At 67.7% G+C, this 18520-nt stretch carries 13 protein-coding genes and 1 riboswitch; of the genes, 7 read left to right on the top strand and 6 right to left on the bottom strand.

The window, feature by feature from the left end; all coding sequences use genetic code 11:
- Positions 1 to 379: 379 nt before the first annotated feature.
- The 4 genes from ACKN61_RS06390 (at position 380) to dusB (ending at position 5320) form a co-directional block, all read left to right on the top strand.
- Positions 380 to 2500 carry a TonB-dependent receptor gene (locus ACKN61_RS06390; protein WP_408952781.1) on the top strand — a complete coding sequence of 707 codons (2121 nt, stop codon included), beginning with the start codon at positions 380 to 382 and terminating at the stop codon, positions 2498 to 2500.
- A gap of 22 nt (positions 2501 to 2522) precedes the next feature.
- The gene (locus ACKN61_RS06385; RefSeq protein WP_408952780.1) at positions 2523 to 3629 is read left to right on the top strand and encodes a PepSY-associated TM helix domain-containing protein; all 1107 of its coding nucleotides are present in this window, start codon (positions 2523 to 2525) and stop codon (positions 3627 to 3629) included.
- Between the two features lie 253 nt (positions 3630 to 3882).
- Positions 3883 to 4218: a YegP family protein gene (locus tag ACKN61_RS06380; RefSeq protein WP_031371423.1), complete on the top strand. Its 336-nt coding sequence runs from the start codon at positions 3883 to 3885 to the stop codon at positions 4216 to 4218.
- 103 nt (positions 4219 to 4321) lie between these two features.
- A complete protein-coding gene (gene dusB, locus ACKN61_RS06375) occupies positions 4322 to 5320 on the top strand; it encodes a tRNA dihydrouridine synthase DusB (protein ID WP_408952779.1) in 999 nt (332 codons plus the stop codon).
- 108 nt (positions 5321 to 5428) lie between these two features.
- On the opposite strand, the gene ACKN61_RS06370 is transcribed toward dusB, so the two are convergent.
- Entirely contained in the window at positions 5429 to 6523 is a 1095-nt protein-coding gene (locus tag ACKN61_RS06370) for a metal-dependent hydrolase (RefSeq protein ID WP_408952778.1), read from the bottom strand.
- A 198-nt stretch (positions 6524 to 6721) separates the two neighbouring features.
- On the opposite strand from ACKN61_RS06370, the gene ACKN61_RS06365 reads away from it, so the two are divergent.
- Complete coding sequence (locus ACKN61_RS06365; RefSeq protein ID WP_408952777.1) at positions 6722 to 7432, top strand: aspartate/glutamate racemase family protein; 711 nt, start codon at positions 6722 to 6724, stop codon at positions 7430 to 7432.
- Positions 7433 to 7530: 98 nt separating this feature from the next.
- Here ACKN61_RS06365 and ACKN61_RS06360 read toward each other — a convergent pair whose 3' ends face one another.
- Both ACKN61_RS06360 and ACKN61_RS06355 read right to left on the bottom strand, forming a co-directional pair.
- Positions 7531 to 8358: a UDP-2,3-diacylglucosamine diphosphatase gene (locus tag ACKN61_RS06360; protein WP_408952776.1), complete on the bottom strand. Its 828-nt coding sequence runs from the start codon at positions 8356 to 8358 to the stop codon at positions 7531 to 7533.
- Positions 8355 to 10100 carry a lysophospholipid acyltransferase family protein gene (locus tag ACKN61_RS06355; RefSeq protein WP_408952775.1) on the bottom strand — a complete coding sequence of 582 codons (1746 nt, stop codon included), beginning with the start codon at positions 10098 to 10100 and terminating at the stop codon, positions 8355 to 8357. The genes ACKN61_RS06360 and ACKN61_RS06355 overlap by 4 nt, the downstream gene beginning before the upstream one ends.
- Before the next feature lie 255 nt (positions 10101 to 10355).
- On the opposite strand from ACKN61_RS06355, the gene metK reads away from it, so the two are divergent.
- On the top strand, positions 10356 to 11579 hold the full coding sequence (metK, locus tag ACKN61_RS06350; protein WP_408952774.1) for a methionine adenosyltransferase: 1224 nt from the start codon (positions 10356 to 10358) through the stop codon (positions 11577 to 11579).
- A 77-nt stretch (positions 11580 to 11656) separates the two neighbouring features.
- On the opposite strand, the gene ACKN61_RS06345 is transcribed toward metK, so the two are convergent.
- From ACKN61_RS06345 to ACKN61_RS06335, 3 genes are all read right to left on the bottom strand, one after another.
- Entirely contained in the window at positions 11657 to 12679 is a 1023-nt protein-coding gene (locus ACKN61_RS06345) for a hypothetical protein (protein WP_408952773.1), read from the bottom strand.
- A gap of 114 nt (positions 12680 to 12793) precedes the next feature.
- The gene (locus ACKN61_RS06340; protein WP_408952772.1) at positions 12794 to 13711 is read right to left on the bottom strand and encodes a hypothetical protein; all 918 of its coding nucleotides are present in this window, start codon (positions 13709 to 13711) and stop codon (positions 12794 to 12796) included.
- 173 nt (positions 13712 to 13884) lie between these two features.
- Positions 13885 to 16452: a prolyl oligopeptidase family serine peptidase gene (locus ACKN61_RS06335; protein WP_408952771.1), complete on the bottom strand. Its 2568-nt coding sequence runs from the start codon at positions 16450 to 16452 to the stop codon at positions 13885 to 13887.
- A 309-nt stretch (positions 16453 to 16761) separates the two neighbouring features.
- Positions 16762 to 16881: riboswitch (S-adenosyl-L-homocysteine riboswitch) on the top strand.
- A gap of 72 nt (positions 16882 to 16953) precedes the next feature.
- On the opposite strand from ACKN61_RS06335, the gene ahcY reads away from it, so the two are divergent.
- Positions 16954 to 18399: an adenosylhomocysteinase gene (ahcY, locus tag ACKN61_RS06330; protein ID WP_408952770.1), complete on the top strand. Its 1446-nt coding sequence runs from the start codon at positions 16954 to 16956 to the stop codon at positions 18397 to 18399.
- Positions 18400 to 18520: the final 121 nt, after the last annotated feature.

Below are 18520 nucleotides of genomic sequence, written 5' to 3'. Positions count from 1 at the left end.
GGCTTAGCAAAAGAAAGTAACCCGGCCGCGTTAGCGGACGGAAGCTTTGCTCTTGATGTTGCTTCGCTGTCCTACGGCCAGAGACGCCGGAGTGCGACAGGACGCGGTCGCGGCTTGCGCCGCTCCTACCCCGCGACAGTTCATCGCTTCGATCAATGACGACGGCGATTCGTCTCTCCCCGTCCCTGGGTCGCGGCTCACGCCGCTCCTACAAAGGGGTTGCTGCCAGCAGCCTCGCAGCTCGCGCCGCTCCTACATGAACGGCCAAAAACGCAGCCCCTCCCCGCCCTCCCGGAGGCGAAAACGGCACCCACCCTTTTGTTTGAGAATGGTTCGCATTAACATGCGAATCCTGTCGCAGTTCCCAGGCCTACCCCGCATGCCCCGTCTCTCGTTCCTCGCCAGCGCCCTGCTGGCCGTCCTCGCTGCGCCCGTCGCCCACGCCGACGAGGCCAAGGACATCGACCGCGTCACCGTCTCGGCCAGCACCAGCCGCATGCCGAACTCCGAAGCCGCGCTGGCCAATACGATCACCGTGATCGACCAGGAACAACTGCGCCAGCAGTTGGCTGTGACCCAGGACATCTCGCAGGTGCTGGCCAACCTGATTCCCTCGTTCGCACCGTCGCGGCAGAAGCTCACCAACGGCGGCGAAACCCTGCGTGGGCGCAAGCCGCTGTATCTCATCGACGGCGTGCCGCAGTCCACGCCGCTGCGCGAGGGCGGTCGCGACGGCCACACCATCGACCCGGCGATGATCGAACGCATCGAAGTGATCCACGGCGCCAATGCGCTGCAGGGCCTCGGCGCGTCCGGCGGCATCATCAACATCATCACCAAGCGCGCGCCGCGCGAGGACGGCGAGCGCTTCCACGAGCTCAGCCTCGGCGCCAGCACCGCGCTGCCGAGCCAGAGCGACGGCAGCGGCTATCGCGGCTCGTATCTGTTCGGCACCCGCCACGGCGCGTTCGACTTCGTCGGCGGCGTCTCCTTCGCCAGCGAAGGCCTGTATTACGACGGCAACGGCGACGCGATCGCGGTCAACGACATCCAGGGCGACCTGATGGACGCGCGCAGCCACAATCTGTTCGCCAAGGCCGGCTGGGACCTCGACGAGCAGCGTCGCCTGCAGCTCACCGCCAATCGCTACGAGCTCGAAGGCAACAACGACTACATCACCGTCAACGGCGATATCCGCAGCGGCCGCCTCGCCACCTCCGCGCGCGGCAGCCGCGAGGGCCAGGGCGCGCGCAACCGCTCGACCTCGCTGGTGCTCGACTACACCGACAAGTCCGTGGCCGGCGGTTATCTGCAGGCGCAATTGTACTGGGTCGACTTCAAGGGCCTGTACGGCGCCACCGACTGGGAAGATTTCTGGCGCGACGGCCGCGACCTGCATTGGTGGGACCAGTCGCAGAACGTCTCGGAAAAACTCGGCGGCAAGTTCAGCTGGTCGCGCGACAATCTGTTCGACCAGCGCCTGCGCGTCACCCTCGGCCTCGACTGGGGGCGCGACACGACCTACCAGGAATTGGTCGTCAGCGGCCTGAAATGGGTGCCCGAGACGCAGTACGAATCCTGGTCGCCGTTCGTCCAGGCCGAATGGTGGGTCGCCGACAAAGTGATGCTGACCGGCGGCGTACGCCACGAGCGCGGCCGGCTCGAGGTCGACGACTTCAACACGATCCCGGCCAACGCCGGCGGCAGCCGTTTCGTCGAGGGCGGCTCGCCCAAGACCAGCAAGACCCTGCCGAACTTCGGCGCGGTCTGGGAAGCCAGCGATGCGCTGAAGTTCTACGCCTCGTACTCGGAGGGCTACACCGTCGCCGACATCGGCCGCGTGCTGCGCGGCATCACCGCGCCGAACCAGCGCGTCGACAACCTGGTCGACCTGTCGCCGGTGGTGTCGGACAACCGCGAGGTCGGCCTGGACTTCGACGACGGCCGCTGGATCGCGCATGTGGCGGCGTACTGGTCCGACTCCGACCTCGGTTCGCGTCTGGCCTTCGACCGCAACACCCAGAGCTATAACGTCGTGCGCGAGCGCACCGAAATCCGCGGCGTCGAAGCCAACCTCGCCTTCCGCTTCTCCGAAGCCGGCCGCGTCGGCCTGGGCTACGCCGGCGCCGAAGGCCGCTACGACAGCGACGGCGACGATCGCGTCGACAGCGACCTGCCCGGCATCAACATCAGCCCCGACCGCATCATCGCGTTCTGGGATCACAGCTGGAGCGAGAACATCTCCACACGCCTGCAGGGCAGCCGCTCGCTGGACCGCGACTTCGACCTCAAAGGCGTGCGCGTGGCCAGCACCGACGGCTACACCACGCTCGACCTGCAGGCCCGCTTCAAGCTGCCGGCCGGCCAGCTCAACCTCGGCGTGGAGAACCTGCTCGACGAACAGTACGTGACCTACTACTCGCAGAGCACGCCGCGCAACGACACCTACGTCGCCGGCCGCGGCCGCGTGTTGAGCGCGAGCTGGCAATATCGCTTCTGAGTCCGCTTCCGACCCGCCCAGCATGTCGCACCGCCAGGCCCCTGCTTCATTGCGTTCGCGCCTGCGCACGGCGCTGAAGTGGCTGCACCTGTGGCTCGGCCTCAGTGCCGGGCTGCTGTTCGCCGTGGTCGCTTTGTCCGGCACCGTGCTCGCGTTCCAGCGCGAGCTGTTGGTACTGGCCTATCCGCAACTCGCCGAGCATGCCTTGCCGAACGCGGAGCAACGCGGGCGGGCGCTCGAACGCATCGTCGACCATTGGCAGACCCAGGGCATGAGCTCGATCGATCTGCCCACCGCGGCCTTGCCGGTGTGGCAGGCCTACTTCCCCGACAACGAACGCCGCTACTTCGATCCGGCCAGCGGCGAGCTGTTGTTGCTGCGCAATACCGACAACGACCTGCTGCTGTGGCTGCGCGACCTGCACATCCATCTGCTCGCCGGAAAGACCGGCGAGCAGGTGCTCGGCGTGGTCGGCCTGGTCGCGGTGTTCCTGCTCGCCAGCGGTCTGTACCTGTGGTGGCCGCGCTGGAAAGCGCTGGCGGCGAGCCTGAAGTGGTACCGCGGGCCGCCGACCCGGCGCTGGCTCAGCTGGCATCGCGGCATCGGCCTGTGGCTGCTGCCGCTGACCCTGTTGGCGGCGCTGACCGGTGTGTCGATGGTCTACGACGATGTGGTGCGCGACGGCCTGCGTGCGGCCTTCGGCGACGCCAAGCCGCGCAAGCCGCCCAAGCTCGAAGCGCGCGACGCGCCGATCGACTGGACCGCGACCTTGCGCGCGGCCGAGGCCGCAGTCGCGGTGGACGGCCCGCTCGCCGGCGCGCGCCTGAGCCGGATCAGCCTGCCCAAGGCCGGCAGCGGCCTGATCGCGATCCGCAGCCGCGCCGTCGACGAATGGCATCCGGTCGGACGCAGCATGGTCTGGCTCGATCCCTATCGGGGCCGATTGATCGGCACCCTCGATGCGACCCGGCAAGGGCTCGGCACGCGCAGCTACGAATCGATCTACCCGCTGCACGGCGGTTTCGTCGGCGGACGCACCTGGCAATGGCTGATCGCGCTGACCGGCCTGGCGCCGCCGTTCCTGCTCGTCACCGGCTTTTTGTTCTGGCGCCGGCGCCGCAATCGCTGAACGCTCGCCACGCCGACCCAACCACCTGCTCGACAAGCGCTACGTGGCCTCCTGCGCCAGCCTGCTGTACTGCTACTACGGCGAGGAGCGAAACGTGACGGCGACCGTGCGTTACGACTTCTGAGGCGGCCCGCGCCCGGCTCCGCCGACCGGCGGTCGCGGCCTGCGGCCGGATCGGGTTCACAACCGCGTTCTATCGACGTGTAACCGGATGTCACACGTCCGCCGCAGGCGGCTAACCGAGGGAACGAAAATGGCAGGCAGGTTCTTGATCAGCAAGCGCAGCAACGGCGAATTCCAGTTCGTCCTCAAGGCCGGCAACGGCGAGCCCATCCTCAGCAGCGAGGGCTACAAGGCCAAGCCCTCGTGCATCAACGGCATCGAGGCGGTGCGCACCAACAGCCAGAACGACGCCCGTTACGAGCGCAAAACCTCGTCCAACGACCGTCCCTATTTCGTGCTCAAGGCGGGCAACGGCGAGATCGTCGGCACCAGCGAGCTGTACTCCAGCAACGGCGCGCTCGAAAAAGGCGTCGCCTCGGTCAGGCTGAACGCCCCGACCGCGGCCGTGGACGACCCCACCGCCTGAGCGAGCTCCGCCTCGGCAGACCGGCCGCTTGCGGCCGGCTGCGAGCGGCCGGGCACGGACGGCCCGAGCAGGCCCGCGCGCGGGGTGGCTTACAATGCCGCCCATGCGCATCGGCCCTTACTCCCTCATGCCGCGCGTGATCCTGGCGCCCATGGCCGGGGTCACCGACAAGCCCTTCCGGGTGCTGAGCAAGCGCCTGGGCGCGGGCCTGTGCGTGTCCGAGATGACCACCAGCGACCCGCGCTTCTGGAGCACGGCCAAGTCGCGCCACCGCATGGACCACGACGGCGAGCCCGACCCGATCAGCGTGCAGATCGCCGGCACGGTGCCGCAGATCATGGCCGACGCGGCCCGCTACAACGTCGATCACGGCGCCCAGATCGTCGACATCAACATGGGCTGCCCGGCCAAGAAGGTCTGCAACGCCTGGGCCGGCTCGGCGCTGATGCGCGACGAGGCCCTGGTCGGGCGCATCGTCGAGGCCGTGGTCAAGGCGGTCGACGTGCCGGTCACTCTGAAGATCCGCACTGGCTGGGACCACGACCAGCGCAATGCGCCCAATATCGCCCGCATCGCCGAGGACGCCGGCATCGCCGCCCTGGCCGTGCACGGCCGCACCCGCGACCAGCAGTACACCGGCAGCGCCGAGTACGACACCATCGCCGCGATCAAGGCGGCGCTGTCGATCCCGGTGATCGCCAACGGCGACATCGACTCGCCGCACAAGGCCGCCTTCGTCCTCGCCCACACCGGCTGCGACGCGGTCATGGTCGGGCGCGCCGCGCAGGGGCGGCCGTGGATCTTTCGCGAGATCGCCCACTACCTGGCGCACGGCGAAGAACTGGCGCCGCCGACCCTGGCCGAGGTGCGCGACATCCTGCTCGGCCATCTCGAACACCTGCATGCGTTCTACGGCGAAGTCTCGGGCGTGCGCATCGCCCGCAAGCATCTGGGCTGGTACGCCAAGGACCGTCCGGAGAACGCTGCTTTTCGCGCCGTGGTCAATCGCGCCGACACCGCCGAACTGCAGCTGCGGCTGACCCGCGATTACTTCGACGCCCTGGTCGCGGGCGTCACGCCGGACTTGCCGGTCGCGGCCTGAACCGCCGGGCGCGCTGCGGCGCGAGCGGCTTCGCAATCCCTCACGACGGCGCCGATATCCGGCGCATGGCGCTAGGCTCGGCGTTTCGCGCTTTGCCTGCTCCGCGACTCAGCGCATGCCGCCGTTGTGGCTTTGCGCCGGGACCGCCGCCGCGGCGCGCATCGCGGTCGGCGCAGGGGCCTGGGCGTCGGCCACGATCTCCGGCTCCTGCCAGATCCGCGTCCACATCGCCGGCAACTTGCGCGCCGCATCCCAGGGCCATTGCAGTTGCTGCGGCGGAATCTCGCGCCAGGACTCGGCGGCGCGTTCGGCCACCGCAAAACGGAAGCTGTAGTCGGGCTCGGCGCCCATGCGCAGGTCGGTCACGATCAAACGGCCATCGCGCTGTTCGGCTTTCATGAAGCCGTGGTTGAACCACTTCAGGCGGTGCACGGCCGGATAACCGCTGACCTGGCTATAGGCTTGCACGTCGGAGGCATAGGCGCGGAACTGCATCGGCCCGCGATCGGCGACCAGCGAACGCTCGCCTTCGACGAAGCCGTCGGGCGTCATCGCCACCACCCGCCACAGCAGGGTGTTGAACGGCATCGGCACCGAGAAGCGCGGCGCGTCCTCCAGCCCGAGCTTGGCCAATGCGGCCTCGGCCTCGTGTTCGACCCGCGACTTGGCCCATAGCGAGCCACCCAGGTACAGCGAGCTCAAGGCCAGGCCGACCACCAGCGCCGGTTGCGCGAGCTTGCGTTCGCGCGCGAACCAGGCCACCACGCAGGCGAGCAGCAACCACACCGTGTACAGCGGGTCGATGATGAAGACGCTCGACCACATCACCGGCTTGACCGGCAGCGGCCACAGCAACTGCGTGCCGTAAACGGTGAACGCATCGAGCACCGGATGGGTCAGCAAGGCCGCCTGCATCGCCCAGAACCAGCGCTTGGGCGATTGCGCGACGCGGCCGCCGCGTTCGCGGCACCAGGCCCAGATCGCCCAGGCGATGAAGGGCAGCACCAGCAGCGAGTGGCTGAGGCTGCGGTGCCAGGTCATGCGTTCGACCGGGTCGGCGGTGAACAGGTTGACCGGGATGACGTCGAGGTCGGGCAAAGTGCCCAGTGCGGCGCCCGCGAGCAAAGCGGCGCGGCGATGCCCGGCAGGCGCGATGGCGGCGCTCAGCGCCGCGCCGAGCACGATTTGAGTCAAAGAATCCATACGCGAATGCTAACCGCAGGGCCGGCGGCAGCGAGTTTGTTTTTCGTTGTGCGGGCGGCCTGCACGGCCCACGGCCTTGCTTGGAAGCGCTTGCGGCGCTGCTCGATAATCGGCCTGCCGAGAACCGATCGCCTCGCCGCCCCCCCAGAAATCTGCCCCCAGAAATCCGCCCCCGGAAACTCCGCCAGGAATCGCCCCATGCCGAACCGCCCCCTGCCCCAGCCCATCGGTATCGTCGCCTGCTCGGCCGAGGGCGCGGCGCTGTGCTACCGGACGATCTGCGCCGAGGGCGCGCGCCTGCTCGGTCCGCATGCGCACCCGGAAATTTCCCTGCATAGCCACTCCCTGGCCGACTACGTGACCTGCCTGGATCGCGGCGATCTCGACGGCGTCGGCGAGCTGATGCTGTCGTCGGCGCGCAAGCTGGCCGCGGCCGGCGCTCGCTTCCTGATCTGCCCCGACAACACCATTCACCAGGCCATGGCCTACGTCGAAGCGCGCTCGCCGCTGCCGTGGTTGCACATCGCGCAGGTGGTGGCGCAACGCGCGGCCGAACGCGGCTTCCGCCGCATCGGCATCACCGGCACGCGCTGGCTGGTCGAGAGCGAGGTCTATCCGGACAAACTCGGCGCGCTGGGCCTGGACTATGTGCGTCCCAACGCGGAAGAACGCGCGCAGATCGGCCGGATCATCATGGACGAGCTGGTCTATGGCAGCTTCAAGCCCGAGTCGGTCGCGTATTTCCAACAGGTCATCGAACGGTTCAAGCACGCCGGCTGCGACGCGGTCGTGCTCGGCTGCACCGAGATCCCCTTGATCATCAGCGACGAGAACTCGCCGCTGCCGACCCTGGATTCGACGCGCTTATTGGCGCGGGCGGCGTTGAAGCGGGCGGTCGCGGGCGATTGAAGGGCGCGGGGGTGGGCGCGGCATTGGGCGACCCTCAGCCCGGCCCTCGCGCGCAGGCGGGAGAGGGAGCGGAGCGAGATCGAGCTTCCTGGGCTAACTCAGGCCGCGTGCGGCAACGCGCCCGGCAGCAGACGCGGCGCGCGCGCCGGCAACAGCGCCAGGGTTTCGCCGGTGTGGGCCAACAGGCGCAGGGTGCCGTCGGGGTCTTCGGCCAGGGCGGTCAGGCTTTCGACCCAATCGCCGTCGTTGGCGTAGACGCAGCCATCGCGCTCGAACAGGGCGGCGCGGTGAATATGGCCGCAGACGATGCCGTCGAGACCGCGCCGGCTGGCGTCGCCGAGGCCGGCCTGGACGAAGCGCGAGATGTAGCGCTCGGCCGCGCCGCTCTGGCGCTTGAGGAAATCCGCCAACGACCAGTAACGCAGACCGAAGCGGCGGCGCGCGCGGTTGGTCAGGCGATTACTGGTGAGAATGCGCTCGTACAACCAGTCGCCGAACTTCTCCTGCATGCCGCCGAACTGGGTCACGGTGTCGTAATCGTCGCCGTGGGTCACCAGCAGGCGGCGGCCGTCGGCGGTCAGGTGGATCGCACGCCGCCGCACCTGCATGCGCGGCAGCACCAGGCCGCAGAAGCGGCGGATCGAGCGGTCGTGGTTGCCCGGCACGTAGATCAGCTCGGTGCCGGCGCGCACCAGCGCGTGCAGCGCCTCGACCACTCGGTACTGGGCCGAACCCCAGGCGGCGCGGCGCTGCGCCATCCACCACAGGTCGACGATGTCGCCGACGAGGTACAGGCGATCGCAGCGCAGGCCCTGCAGGAAATCGGCGAACTCGCCGGCGTGGCAGTGCTTCGACCCCAGATGCACGTCCGAGACGAACACCGCCCTGCGGCGTACCGGCAATTGCGTGATCGATGCAGGACTCATGACACGGCCTCGCTGGCGACGGGTTCGGTGCCGGACTCGGCCGCGCGCGGCGCGGCGCCGAGATAACGCTCGCGCTTCTTCGGGCGCAGGCGTTGCAGGTCCACTTCGATCAGGCCGTCGACCGCACCGCTGAAGGCCGGGTCGACGCCGAAGGCGAGGAAACGCGCACCGCCGGGTTCGCACAGGTCGGTGTATTGCTTGTAGAGCATCGGCAGGGTGGCGCCGAGTGCGTCGAGATTGCCCTTGAGCACGCGGAATGCGGTGGCCGCATCGAGCGCGTCGAACTGCGGCGGCGCCGCCCGGTAGACGAAGGGCTGCTTCGACACCGCGGCGGATTCTTCGCTGCCGTAATAACGCGCGTAGTAGGCGACGATCTGCTCGCGCGCATCGGCCGGCAGGGCCGCGCTGATCGAGACCGGCCCGAACAGATAGCGCACGCCCGGATGCCGGCACAGGTAGGCGCCGATGCCCTGCCACAGGTAATCGATGCTGCGGCTGCCCCAGTACTCGGGCACGACGAAGCTGCGGCCGAGCTCCATGCCCTGCGCCAGGCGCGGCACGGCATCGTCGGCATAGCGGAACAAGGACGCGGTGTAGAGCCCGGCCAGGCCGCGCTCGGCCAGCACCCGGCTGCCGCGCGCGATGCGGTAGGCGCCGGCGATCTTGGCCTCGACCGCGTCCCACAGCACGATGTGTTCGTACCAGCTGTCGAAGACGTCGACGTCGAGACGCTGGCCGGTGCCCTCGCCGACCGCGCGGAAGGTCAGCTCGCGCAGGCGGCCGATCTCGCGCAGCAAAGGCGCGCCGGCCGGCAGCACGCCGACCCGGATCTGTTTGCCGTCGAGGGTCTGGCCCAGCGATTCCATCGCCTCGACCCCGGCCCGCACCAGCGCCGGGTCGACCGCGTCGATCAACGTCTCCGGCCCGATCGGCGCGGCACGCTCGCGCGGCGTGCCGATCGCATGCAGCTCGCTCCGCACTTCGCGCAGCAAGCGCTCGGCGTCGCCGTCGACCGGCAGTTGCAAGGGCCGGCCGATCCGCAGCGCGACCCGGCGCGCGCGGCGGGCGAACATCTCGCGCGCCAGCAGGGCGGTGCCGGCCGGCTTGAACAAGGCCGAGGCGCCGTAGAACAGCGCCGAGTTGCGCGCCTCGATCCGCACCGGCAACACCGGCGCGGCGGTCTTGCGGGCGAAGCGCAGGAATCCGCGCCGCCAGCGGCCGTCGGTAACGCCGCCCAGCCCGAGCCGGGCGACTTCCCCGGCCGGAAACACGATCACGCATTGTTCCGCCTGCAGCGCGGCCTCGATCGCGTGCAGGCTGTCGGGACTCGGCCGGCCGCCCAGAATGCGCACCGGCAGGATCAGGCCTTCGAGGCCGTCGAGCGCCGACAGCAAATCGTTGGCGACGATGCGGACGTCGCGGCGCACGCGGGCGACCGCATCGAGCAGGGCCAGGGCGTCGACCGCCCCGGACGGATGGTTGGCGACGATCAGCAGACGTCCGGTCGCGGGAATCCGCTGCAGCTCGGCGGCCTCGACCAGATAACGCGCCTGCAGGAAATCCAGGGCGGCGGTGACGAAGGCGAAGCCGCGCAGGTGGCCGTTCTCGGCCAGGAAGCCATCGACCCGGTCGAATTTCGACCAGCGCCCGATGGTGCGGAGCAAAGGACGGGCGATCCCGGCCCGGCGACCCCGGAACCATTGCGGGAAGCGCTCTTGCAGTCGGCGTTCGAATTGCAGCATCGGCGTCGCATCGGCGGCGGTATGCCGGGCAGCCTGAGCCGGAGCGGCGACAGGATCATGGCGGTTTCGGGTCAGTCCGGTGACAGGGCCGGCTGCGGTCCCGGATGGGCTTTTTCCCCGAAGATTCCGGACATAGGCCGCAGTTAAAGACCGCTTAACCCCCGGCAACCCCAAGACACGGCACAATGCGCGCTCGCGGCCGACGCTGTATTATGTGCGGCCATCTTTCTATCCGAATACGAGGATATAGCCTCGATGTCCAGCTACCTGTTCACCTCCGAATCCGTCTCCGAAGGCCACCCGGACAAGATCGCCGACCAGATCTCCGACGCCGTCCTCGACGCCATCCTGGCCCAGGACAAGCGCGCGCGCGTGGCCTGCGAGACGATGGTGAAGACTGGCGCGGCGATCGTCGCCGGCGAAGTCACCACCAATGCGTGGGTCGACATCGAAGCCATCGCGCGCAAGGTCATCAACGACATCGGCTACGACAATTCCAATGTCGGCTTCGACGGCCACACCTGCGCGATCATCAACATGCTCGGCAAGCAGTCGCCCGACATCGCCGCCGGCGTCGACCGCAAGAAGCCGGAAGAACAGGGCGCGGGCGACCAGGGCCTGATGTTCGGCTACGCCTGCAACGAAGCCCCGGAATTCATGCCGGCGCCGATCTACTACTCGCACCGTCTGGTCGAGCAGCAGGCCAAGATCCGCAAGGCCAAAAACTCCAAGCTGCCCTGGCTGCGTCCGGACGCGAAGTCGCAGGTCACCCTGCGCTACGACGCCGAACACAAGGTGGTCGGCCTCGACGCCGTGGTCCTGTCGACCCAGCACGATCCGGGCATCAAGCAGAAGGACCTGGTCGAAGGCGTGTACGAGCACGTCCTCAAGCCGGTGCTGCCGAAGGCGTGGCTCGAGAAGCTGCCCAAGAGCAAGGTCCACATCAACCCGACCGGCATCTTCGTGATCGGCGGCCCGGTCGGCGACTGCGGCCTAACCGGCCGCAAGATCATCGTCGACAGCTACGGCGGCATGGCCCGTCACGGCGGCGGCGCGTTCTCGGGCAAGGATCCGTCGAAGGTCGACCGTTCGGCCGCCTACGCCGCGCGTTACGTCGCCAAGAACATCGTTGCTGCCGGCCTGGCCGACAAGTGCGAAGTGCAGGTCTCCTACGCCATCGGCGTGGCCGAGCCGACCTCGATCTCGGTCACCACCTTCGGCACCGGCAAGATCAGCGACGACAAGATCGAGAAGCTGATCCGCAAGCACTTCGACCTGCGCCCGTACGGCATCGTCAAGATGCTCGACCTGATCCACCCGGTCTACCAGCTGACCGCCGCTTACGGCCACTTCGGCCGCAAGCCGAAGGAAGTCAGCTACCTCGACGGCGCCGGCAAGAAGCAGACCGCGACCGCGTTCTCGTGGGAAAAGACCGACAAGGCCGACGACCTGCGCAAGGATGCCGGGCTGAAGAAGTAAGCCGGCAGCGACATCGCATCAAGAGAAAGGGCCGCGAAAGCGGCCCTTTTTCGTGGTCGGTGCGCCCCCGTGCGGGCTCACAGGTGCTGAGGCGAAGCGCCTCCGACCGCCTGCGACGGGTTCGGGTTCGACGGTGTCGCCGACAGCATCCGCGCGGCATGCAGGCTCGTTGCCTCTGCGCTCAGCTTCGACATCGGCATATCGCAGACATCTTCGAGATTCACCGCCGCAAAAGTACGCGATTCGCTCGTGCCGCGTTCGGTCGCGCTCAACATCGTGTCCTCCTTGCCCGGCGGGACGAAGGTCTCGATCTTGTCGATGTCGCCGTAGATGCCCCGCTTCATGCAGGCTACGGTCAAGGCCGCTGCCGCCTGTTGAGCGCTGAACAAGTCGGCGACGTTCTCGCCTTTTTTCAGATCGAACGCATCGCCGGGCATCTTGCCGAGGATCTCCGAGTACAGGCCGTGCATCGGATGCTTCTTATCGGACATCGCCACCGCTTCTGCCGGTTTGCTCGTCCCCACAGCCAGAGCGGGCGCCGATGCACTGGGCGTTTCCCTCGCCTGCGCCAACGCCGCCGGATAGCCAGGCTTGCCAAGCATCGACAGGGTGACCGCTTCGGCGCTCGGATCGGCCGACAGCCCGTAGTCCCGCGAAGTCTTGTAGTCGTGGCTGTAGTACTCGGCGGTGTCGTGCTTCTTCAAGGTCGAGGCGACGACATCGGCGTTGGCGGAAATCCGGCACCCGTTGTCCTGGCGGGTTTCGACGACCGCGCCCTTGCTCTCGAGCCAGGTCTTGAGCTTTGCCGGCAACCATCCATCCTGGCCGCCGGCGTCTTCGCCCTGGGCGCACACCAGCACGGCCTTCTTCCCTCGCAGGTCGCCCAAGCCCGAACTTTCCAGGGCCGCTTCCAGCTTGGGATGGTAATCGCCCCAGGCCTTCTCGCTGTCGCACCCCGAGTAGACATGCGACAACGCGACCTTGCCGTTCCCCGCCAGGCCCACCGCCACGCAACCGGACAAGCCGTCGGTGACCAGGTCCGTGGAGCCGGCATCGGCGACCATCCATTCGTTCAAACCGACTTTGACGCGATCGTTCATAACGTTCTCCGATTTCTGTTCGAGCGATCACGGCGACGATTCGCCGAATCGAACTGAATGACCGAACGCAAAATGGCGGTAAACGCGGCCGGGACAGGTCGTCGCGGCGCCGCCTCACATGCCCTTGGTCTGGCCGCCCTGTTGGGTTTGCGCCTGATCGACCGGCGGACCTGCCTGCGTGGCGAATTCGAAGAATTTCTGCCGAGCCTGCTCGCTCGCGATCGGCAGGTAGTTCTCGCCGAGTTCGAATACATTCGCGCACAAATCGTGGCGAGCGCTCTCCGGACCGCCCGCCAACGCGAACACCGTATCGGTATCGTCCTTGCCGTAGGCGAGTTTTTCGACGCCGTCGCGGATCCCGGCGTCCAGGCACTTCACCGTCAGCGCCGCCGCGACTTCGTTCTTCCAGTACGCCGAGTCCATGAACATGCTCGGTGTCAGCCCGTCCATCTTGGCCAGAATCGAAGCGAAAAGCCGGTGCGCCGGATGCGAGGCATCGGTCAGCAGCACCGGCTGGGCATCGGGCAGCTGCGTATCCGGGTCTTGCAGCGCTTTCGTCGCCGCCCCGGCCTTCGGCGACAAGGCGAAACGCTCCACCGGCAGCGCGTCCTCGATCGTGGTCCGATAGCCATAGCTGTAGTCGCCGCCCTGCTGATCGGTGCCCTTGGCGCGCACGACGACGCCCTGCTCCACCGCGCAAACCCGACAGCCGTCGTCCATGCGCCGTTCCGACGCGATCCCGCGTTGCGACAGCCAAGTTTCAATGCGATCGCACAGCAATCCGCTGGTGGGATCCGAATACACCAGCACCGCGCGGACGTCCTTCGGCTCGCCCAACTGCGAGGCCTCCAGGGCTTCGTCGAGTTTCTTACGGTACCCTGGCCAAAGGGCGGCGTCCTTGGCTTCGTCGTAGACATGCGTAAGGGCGATCCGGTCCTTGCCGACGAAGCCCACCGCGACGCAGCCGAGCAGGCCGTCGGTGATCAGTTCGGTCTGCTTCGGATCGGCCGTCAGCCATTCGTCCAGGCCCACTTTGACTCGCATGAAGATCGCTCCGTCGTGAGGATGCTTGGAAAGGCCGGACTGGCTACGGCTTCTGCTTCTGGCCTTTCGATCTCCTGCTTAACGAAAAAGGGCCGCATGAGCGGCCCTTCGGGATCGATGCGGCCGGACGGCGCGGATCGCCGCCGCCCGACGCAGACGGCCTATTTCGCCGCCGGCTTCACCGCACCCTTCGCCGCGCGCTTCTGCGCGGGCTTCGCCGATGCGCTCGCTTCGGGCTTGGCGTTCTTGACGTACTGATCGAGCCAGCGGTTGGTCTCGGCCAGCATGTGCAGGATCGATTCGCGCGCGCGGTAGCCGTGGCTTTCGTTCGGCAGCATCACCAGGCGCGCCTTGCCGCCGAGGCCCTTGATCGCCGCGAACAGACGCTCGCTCTGGATCGGGAAGGTGCCGGAGTTGTTGTCCTGCTCGCCGTGTATCAACAGCAGCGGGTCCTTGATCTTGTCGGCGTAGTTGAACGGCGACATGGCCTGGTACGTCGATTCGGCCTGCCAGTAGTTGCGCTCTTCGGCCTGGAAGCCGAACGGGGTCAGGGTGCGATTGTAGGCACCGCTGCGGGCGATGCCGGCCTTGAACAAGCGCGTGTGGGCGAGCAGGTTCGCGGTCATGAAGGCACCGTAGGAATGGCCGCTGACCGCGATGCGCTCGCGGTCGGCGACGCCGCGCCGCACCACTTCGTCGACCGCCGCTTGCGCGCTCGAGGTGAGTTGCTCGATGTAGGTGTCGTTGGGCTCGCGCTCGCCTTCTCCGACGATCGGCATCGACGGGTTGTCGAGCACGGCATAACCCATCGCCAGGTACGGCAGCGGGCCCCAGAAACTGACCGCGTTGAAGCGATAAGGCGAACCTGTGACCTGGCTGGCCGCGGCCGCCGATTTGAACTCGGCCGGATAGGCGTACATCAACAGCGGCAGCGGGCCATCGCGTTTGGCGTCGAAACCCGGCGGCAGGTACAGGTCGGCGGTCAGCGCGACGCCGTCGGCGCGCGAGTAGCGGATCTGTTCCTTCTTGATGTCCTTGAGCTGCGGCGTCGGATGCGCGAAGCGGGTCAGCGCCACCGGCACGGCGGCGCTCGCACTCAGATCGCGCAAGTACAGATTGCCCGGCTCGGTCGGCGCCTCACGCAGGGTCAGCAAGCGCTTACCCTGATCGTCGAGCACCACCTGCGGCGCTTCGTAGTACGGCGCCTGCGAATGGAACAGCCGCGTCCGCTGCTTGTCGGCCAGGTCGTAGCGGTCGAGAAACGGCCGGTCGCCTTCCGGCGAAGCGCCCTGGCCGATGTAGAACAGGCTGGCGCCGTCGGCCGTGGTCAGCAGGCGGCGCTGGCCGTTCGCGTCGCGCGTGCTGACCGGCTCGCCGGGGTCGTTGTAACGGTCTTCGCTGAGCCCCTCGAACACCAGCTCCGGCGCGCGATCGCCGTGGTCCGGCGCGATCCGCCATTGCCGGGTCTGCCGGGTCTTCCACCAGAACTCGTCGACCAGGGCCAGATCGCCGCGCCCCCAATGCGCACCGGCGTAACGCGCGCCCAGGCGCATCAGCGTCTGCGGCGGTCGCTCGAACGGCGCGGCCTGCATCATCACCGCATCGCGGATATCGGTCTTGCGCGCCGGGTCGCCGCCATCCTGGGCCTCGGCCCAGACCAGGGTCGCCGGCGCATCGCCGCGCCAGGCGATCTCACGCACGCCGGTCGGCACCGCGTCGTTGCCGGTCGGCAACCCGTCGACCAGGGGCAAGCGCGCGATTTCGTGCTCGAACTTGCCGTCCGGCGCCAACACTTCGATGCGGTGGCCGAACATCGACACTGGCACCTGGTAGGAGAACGGCCGCTCGACCCGCGTCGCCAGGACATGGCGGCCGTCCGGCGACGGCGTCGCCGCCAGATACAACTGCGGCGCACCGGCGCGGACCACGGCACCGGCCAGGTCGACGGTGGCGAGCTGCGAGCGCAGGTAGTACTCGAACACGCGCGCATCGCTCTCGTTGCGCAACAGATCCTGATAGGTGCGGATCTGCCGCACCGTCGCGCTGATTTCGGTTTCCTGCACCGCCGGCCCGGTCGGCGTGGCGTTCATCGGCGGCGCTTCGCCCTGCCCTTCGGGCTGCAGCTGCACCAGCAGGCGGCGGCTGTCGGGCATCCAGGCATAACCGCGTCCGGACACGGTGTTGAGGCCGGACACCAGCTTGTGCGCGCGCCGCTGCTCGACTTCGACCAGCCACAGCTCGTTGGCGCCGCTGGCGCTGTCGACGCGGTTGAAGGCGATCCAGCGCTGGTCGGGCGACCACTCCAGGGTCGCCAATGACAGCGGCGCCGGCAAGCCTTCCACGTTCGAGGTTTTGCCGCTGGCGATATCGAGCAGGCTCAGGCCGGTGCCGAACGCGAAGCGGCTCTGCGCCCGCGTGCGCGGATGAATGCGCAGGCCGGCGAGCTTGAGTTCGGGCTGCGCGACCACCTCGATGCTCGGCAGCGACGGCGTCTGCACCAGGGCGACCCGATCGCGCTTCGGGCTGGTGAACATCTGCGGCGGCCGCGGCGCATCGACGATGGCCTGCAAGGCCTTCGGCGGCAGCTGATAACCGCTGGCGGGCGCGGTCTGCGCGGTCGCCGCCAGCGGCAGCAGGAGCAGCAACAAGCCCGGCCAACTCAGGACCCGGGATAGCGGCTTCAGGGAGGACCGGCCGTCGTGGCCGGTGCGTCGCGCGAGTGGGTTCATGCTCGATCCGATCGGTAAGTGAAGAATGCCTCGAAGCGCCGCTGCCCGGCCGGCGCTGGTGCCGGCCGGTGCGGATGCGCTTGCGCCTGGGGGCGCCCCGGCCGAGCTTAGCCCGCCGCCGGGCCCGCCGGCCTATCCCATTGGGGCTGTTCCGGGCCTGCCCGAACCAGACCGAAAATCCGACCGAAAACCGGGCCGAAAACCCGGCGGAACAGGATCGCCCCGGTTTCGCGATGAACGTCATATTCAGGCGCATCCGGCCCGGCGCCGTGCGACGGTCATCGACGCCGCGATATACTGCGCGCTCAGCCCGCCGAGGGGCGCTGCGACCGTCATCCGCGGATCTTTCCGCAAAGCCCGTACCCGCTACGGACTTCGAGAATGACGGCCAGGCTCGGCGAGGCGTAGTCCCAACGGCGCCCGGTTTGAGCGATCGCTTTCGAGCGATGACTCGCCGGACCCGGCATCCGCCGGCTCCCTAAAGAACTGGAGCGACACACCATGAACGCAGTACCCAAGACCTTCTCGACCGAAGGCGACTACAAGGTTGCCGACATCTCCCTGGCCGATTGGGGCCGCAAGGAAATCGACATCGCCGAGCACGAAATGCCGGGCCTGATGTCGATCCGCAAGAAGTACGCCGCCGCGCAGTCGCTCAAGGGCGTGCGCGTGACCGGCTCGCTGCACATGACCATCCAGACCGCGGTGCTGATCGAGACCCTGCGCGACCTCGGCGCCGACGTGCGCTGGGCTTCGTGCAACATCTTCTCGACCCAGGACCACGCCGCCGCCGCGATCGCCGCCAGCGGCACGCCGGTGTTCGCCTGGAAGGGCGAGTCGCTGGAAGAGTATTGGGACTGCACCCTCGAAGCCCTGACCTTCCCGGGCGACGGCGCGGTCAAGTTCCGCGGCCCGGAGCTGGTCGTCGACGACGGCGGCGACGTCACCCTGCTGATCCACAAGGGCTACGAGCTCGAAAACGGTGACGGCTGGGTCAACACCCCGTCGGGCAACCACGAAGAACAGGTCATCAAGAACCTGCTCAAGCGCGTGCACGCCGAGCGTCCGGGCTTCTGGCACGAAGTCGTCAAGCATTGGAAGGGCGTCTCCGAAGAGACCACCACCGGCGTGCACCGCCTGTACCAGCTCGCCGAAGCCGGCTCGCTGCTGGTCCCGGCGATCAACGTCAACGACTCGGTCACCAAGTCCAAGTTCGACAACCTCTACGGCTGCCGCGAGTCGCTGGCCGACGGCCTCAAGCGCGCGATGGACGTGATGCTGGCCGGCAAGGTCGCGGTGGTCTGCGGTTACGGCGACGTCGGCAAGGGCTCGGCTCACTCGCTGCGCGCTTACGGCGCCCGCGTCGTGGTCACCGAGATCGACCCGATCAACGCCCTGCAGGCGGCGATGGAAGGCTTCGAGGTCAACACCGTCGAAAGCACCCTCGGCCGCGGCGACATCTACGTCACCACCACCGGCAACAAGGACGTGCTGACCCTGGCCCACATGCAGCAGATGAAGGATCAGGCCATCGTCTGCAACATCGGCCACTTCGACAACGAGATCCAGGTCGATGCGCTGGCCGCGTCGGGCGCCAAGCGCCTGAACATCAAGCCGCAGGTCGACAAGTACACCTTCGCCAACGGCAATTCGATCTTCCTGCTGGCCGAAGGCCGCCTGGTCAACCTCGGTTGCGCCACCGGCCACCCGAGCTTCGTCATGTCGAACTCGTTCGCCAACCAGACCCTGGCGCAGATTGACCTGTGGGCCAACAAGGACAGCTACGAAGCCAAGGTCTACATCCTGCCGAAGAAGCTCGACGAAGAAGTCGCGCGTCTGCACCTGGAAAAGATCGGCGTGAAGCTGACCACCCTGACCGACGACCAGGCCAAGTATCTGGGCGTCTCGGTCGACGGCCCGTACAAGCCGGACCACTACCGCTATTGATCGACTCGCCTGCGTGCGATGAGTAAAAAGGAAAAGGGCGCCCTCGGGCGCCCTTTTTTTGGCGACGCGCGTTACGCGCGACCCACGACATATGCCGCAAAGCCGAGTCCCGACCGCGGAA

Origin of the sequence: Lysobacter sp. Hz25, assembly GCF_046097045.1 — a bacterium.
GTDB classification, from domain to species: domain Bacteria; phylum Pseudomonadota; class Gammaproteobacteria; order Xanthomonadales; family Xanthomonadaceae; genus Lysobacter; species Lysobacter antibioticus_B.
The sequence above is the reverse complement of the archived record's forward strand: the minus strand, read 5'-3'. Positions and strand labels throughout refer to the sequence as shown.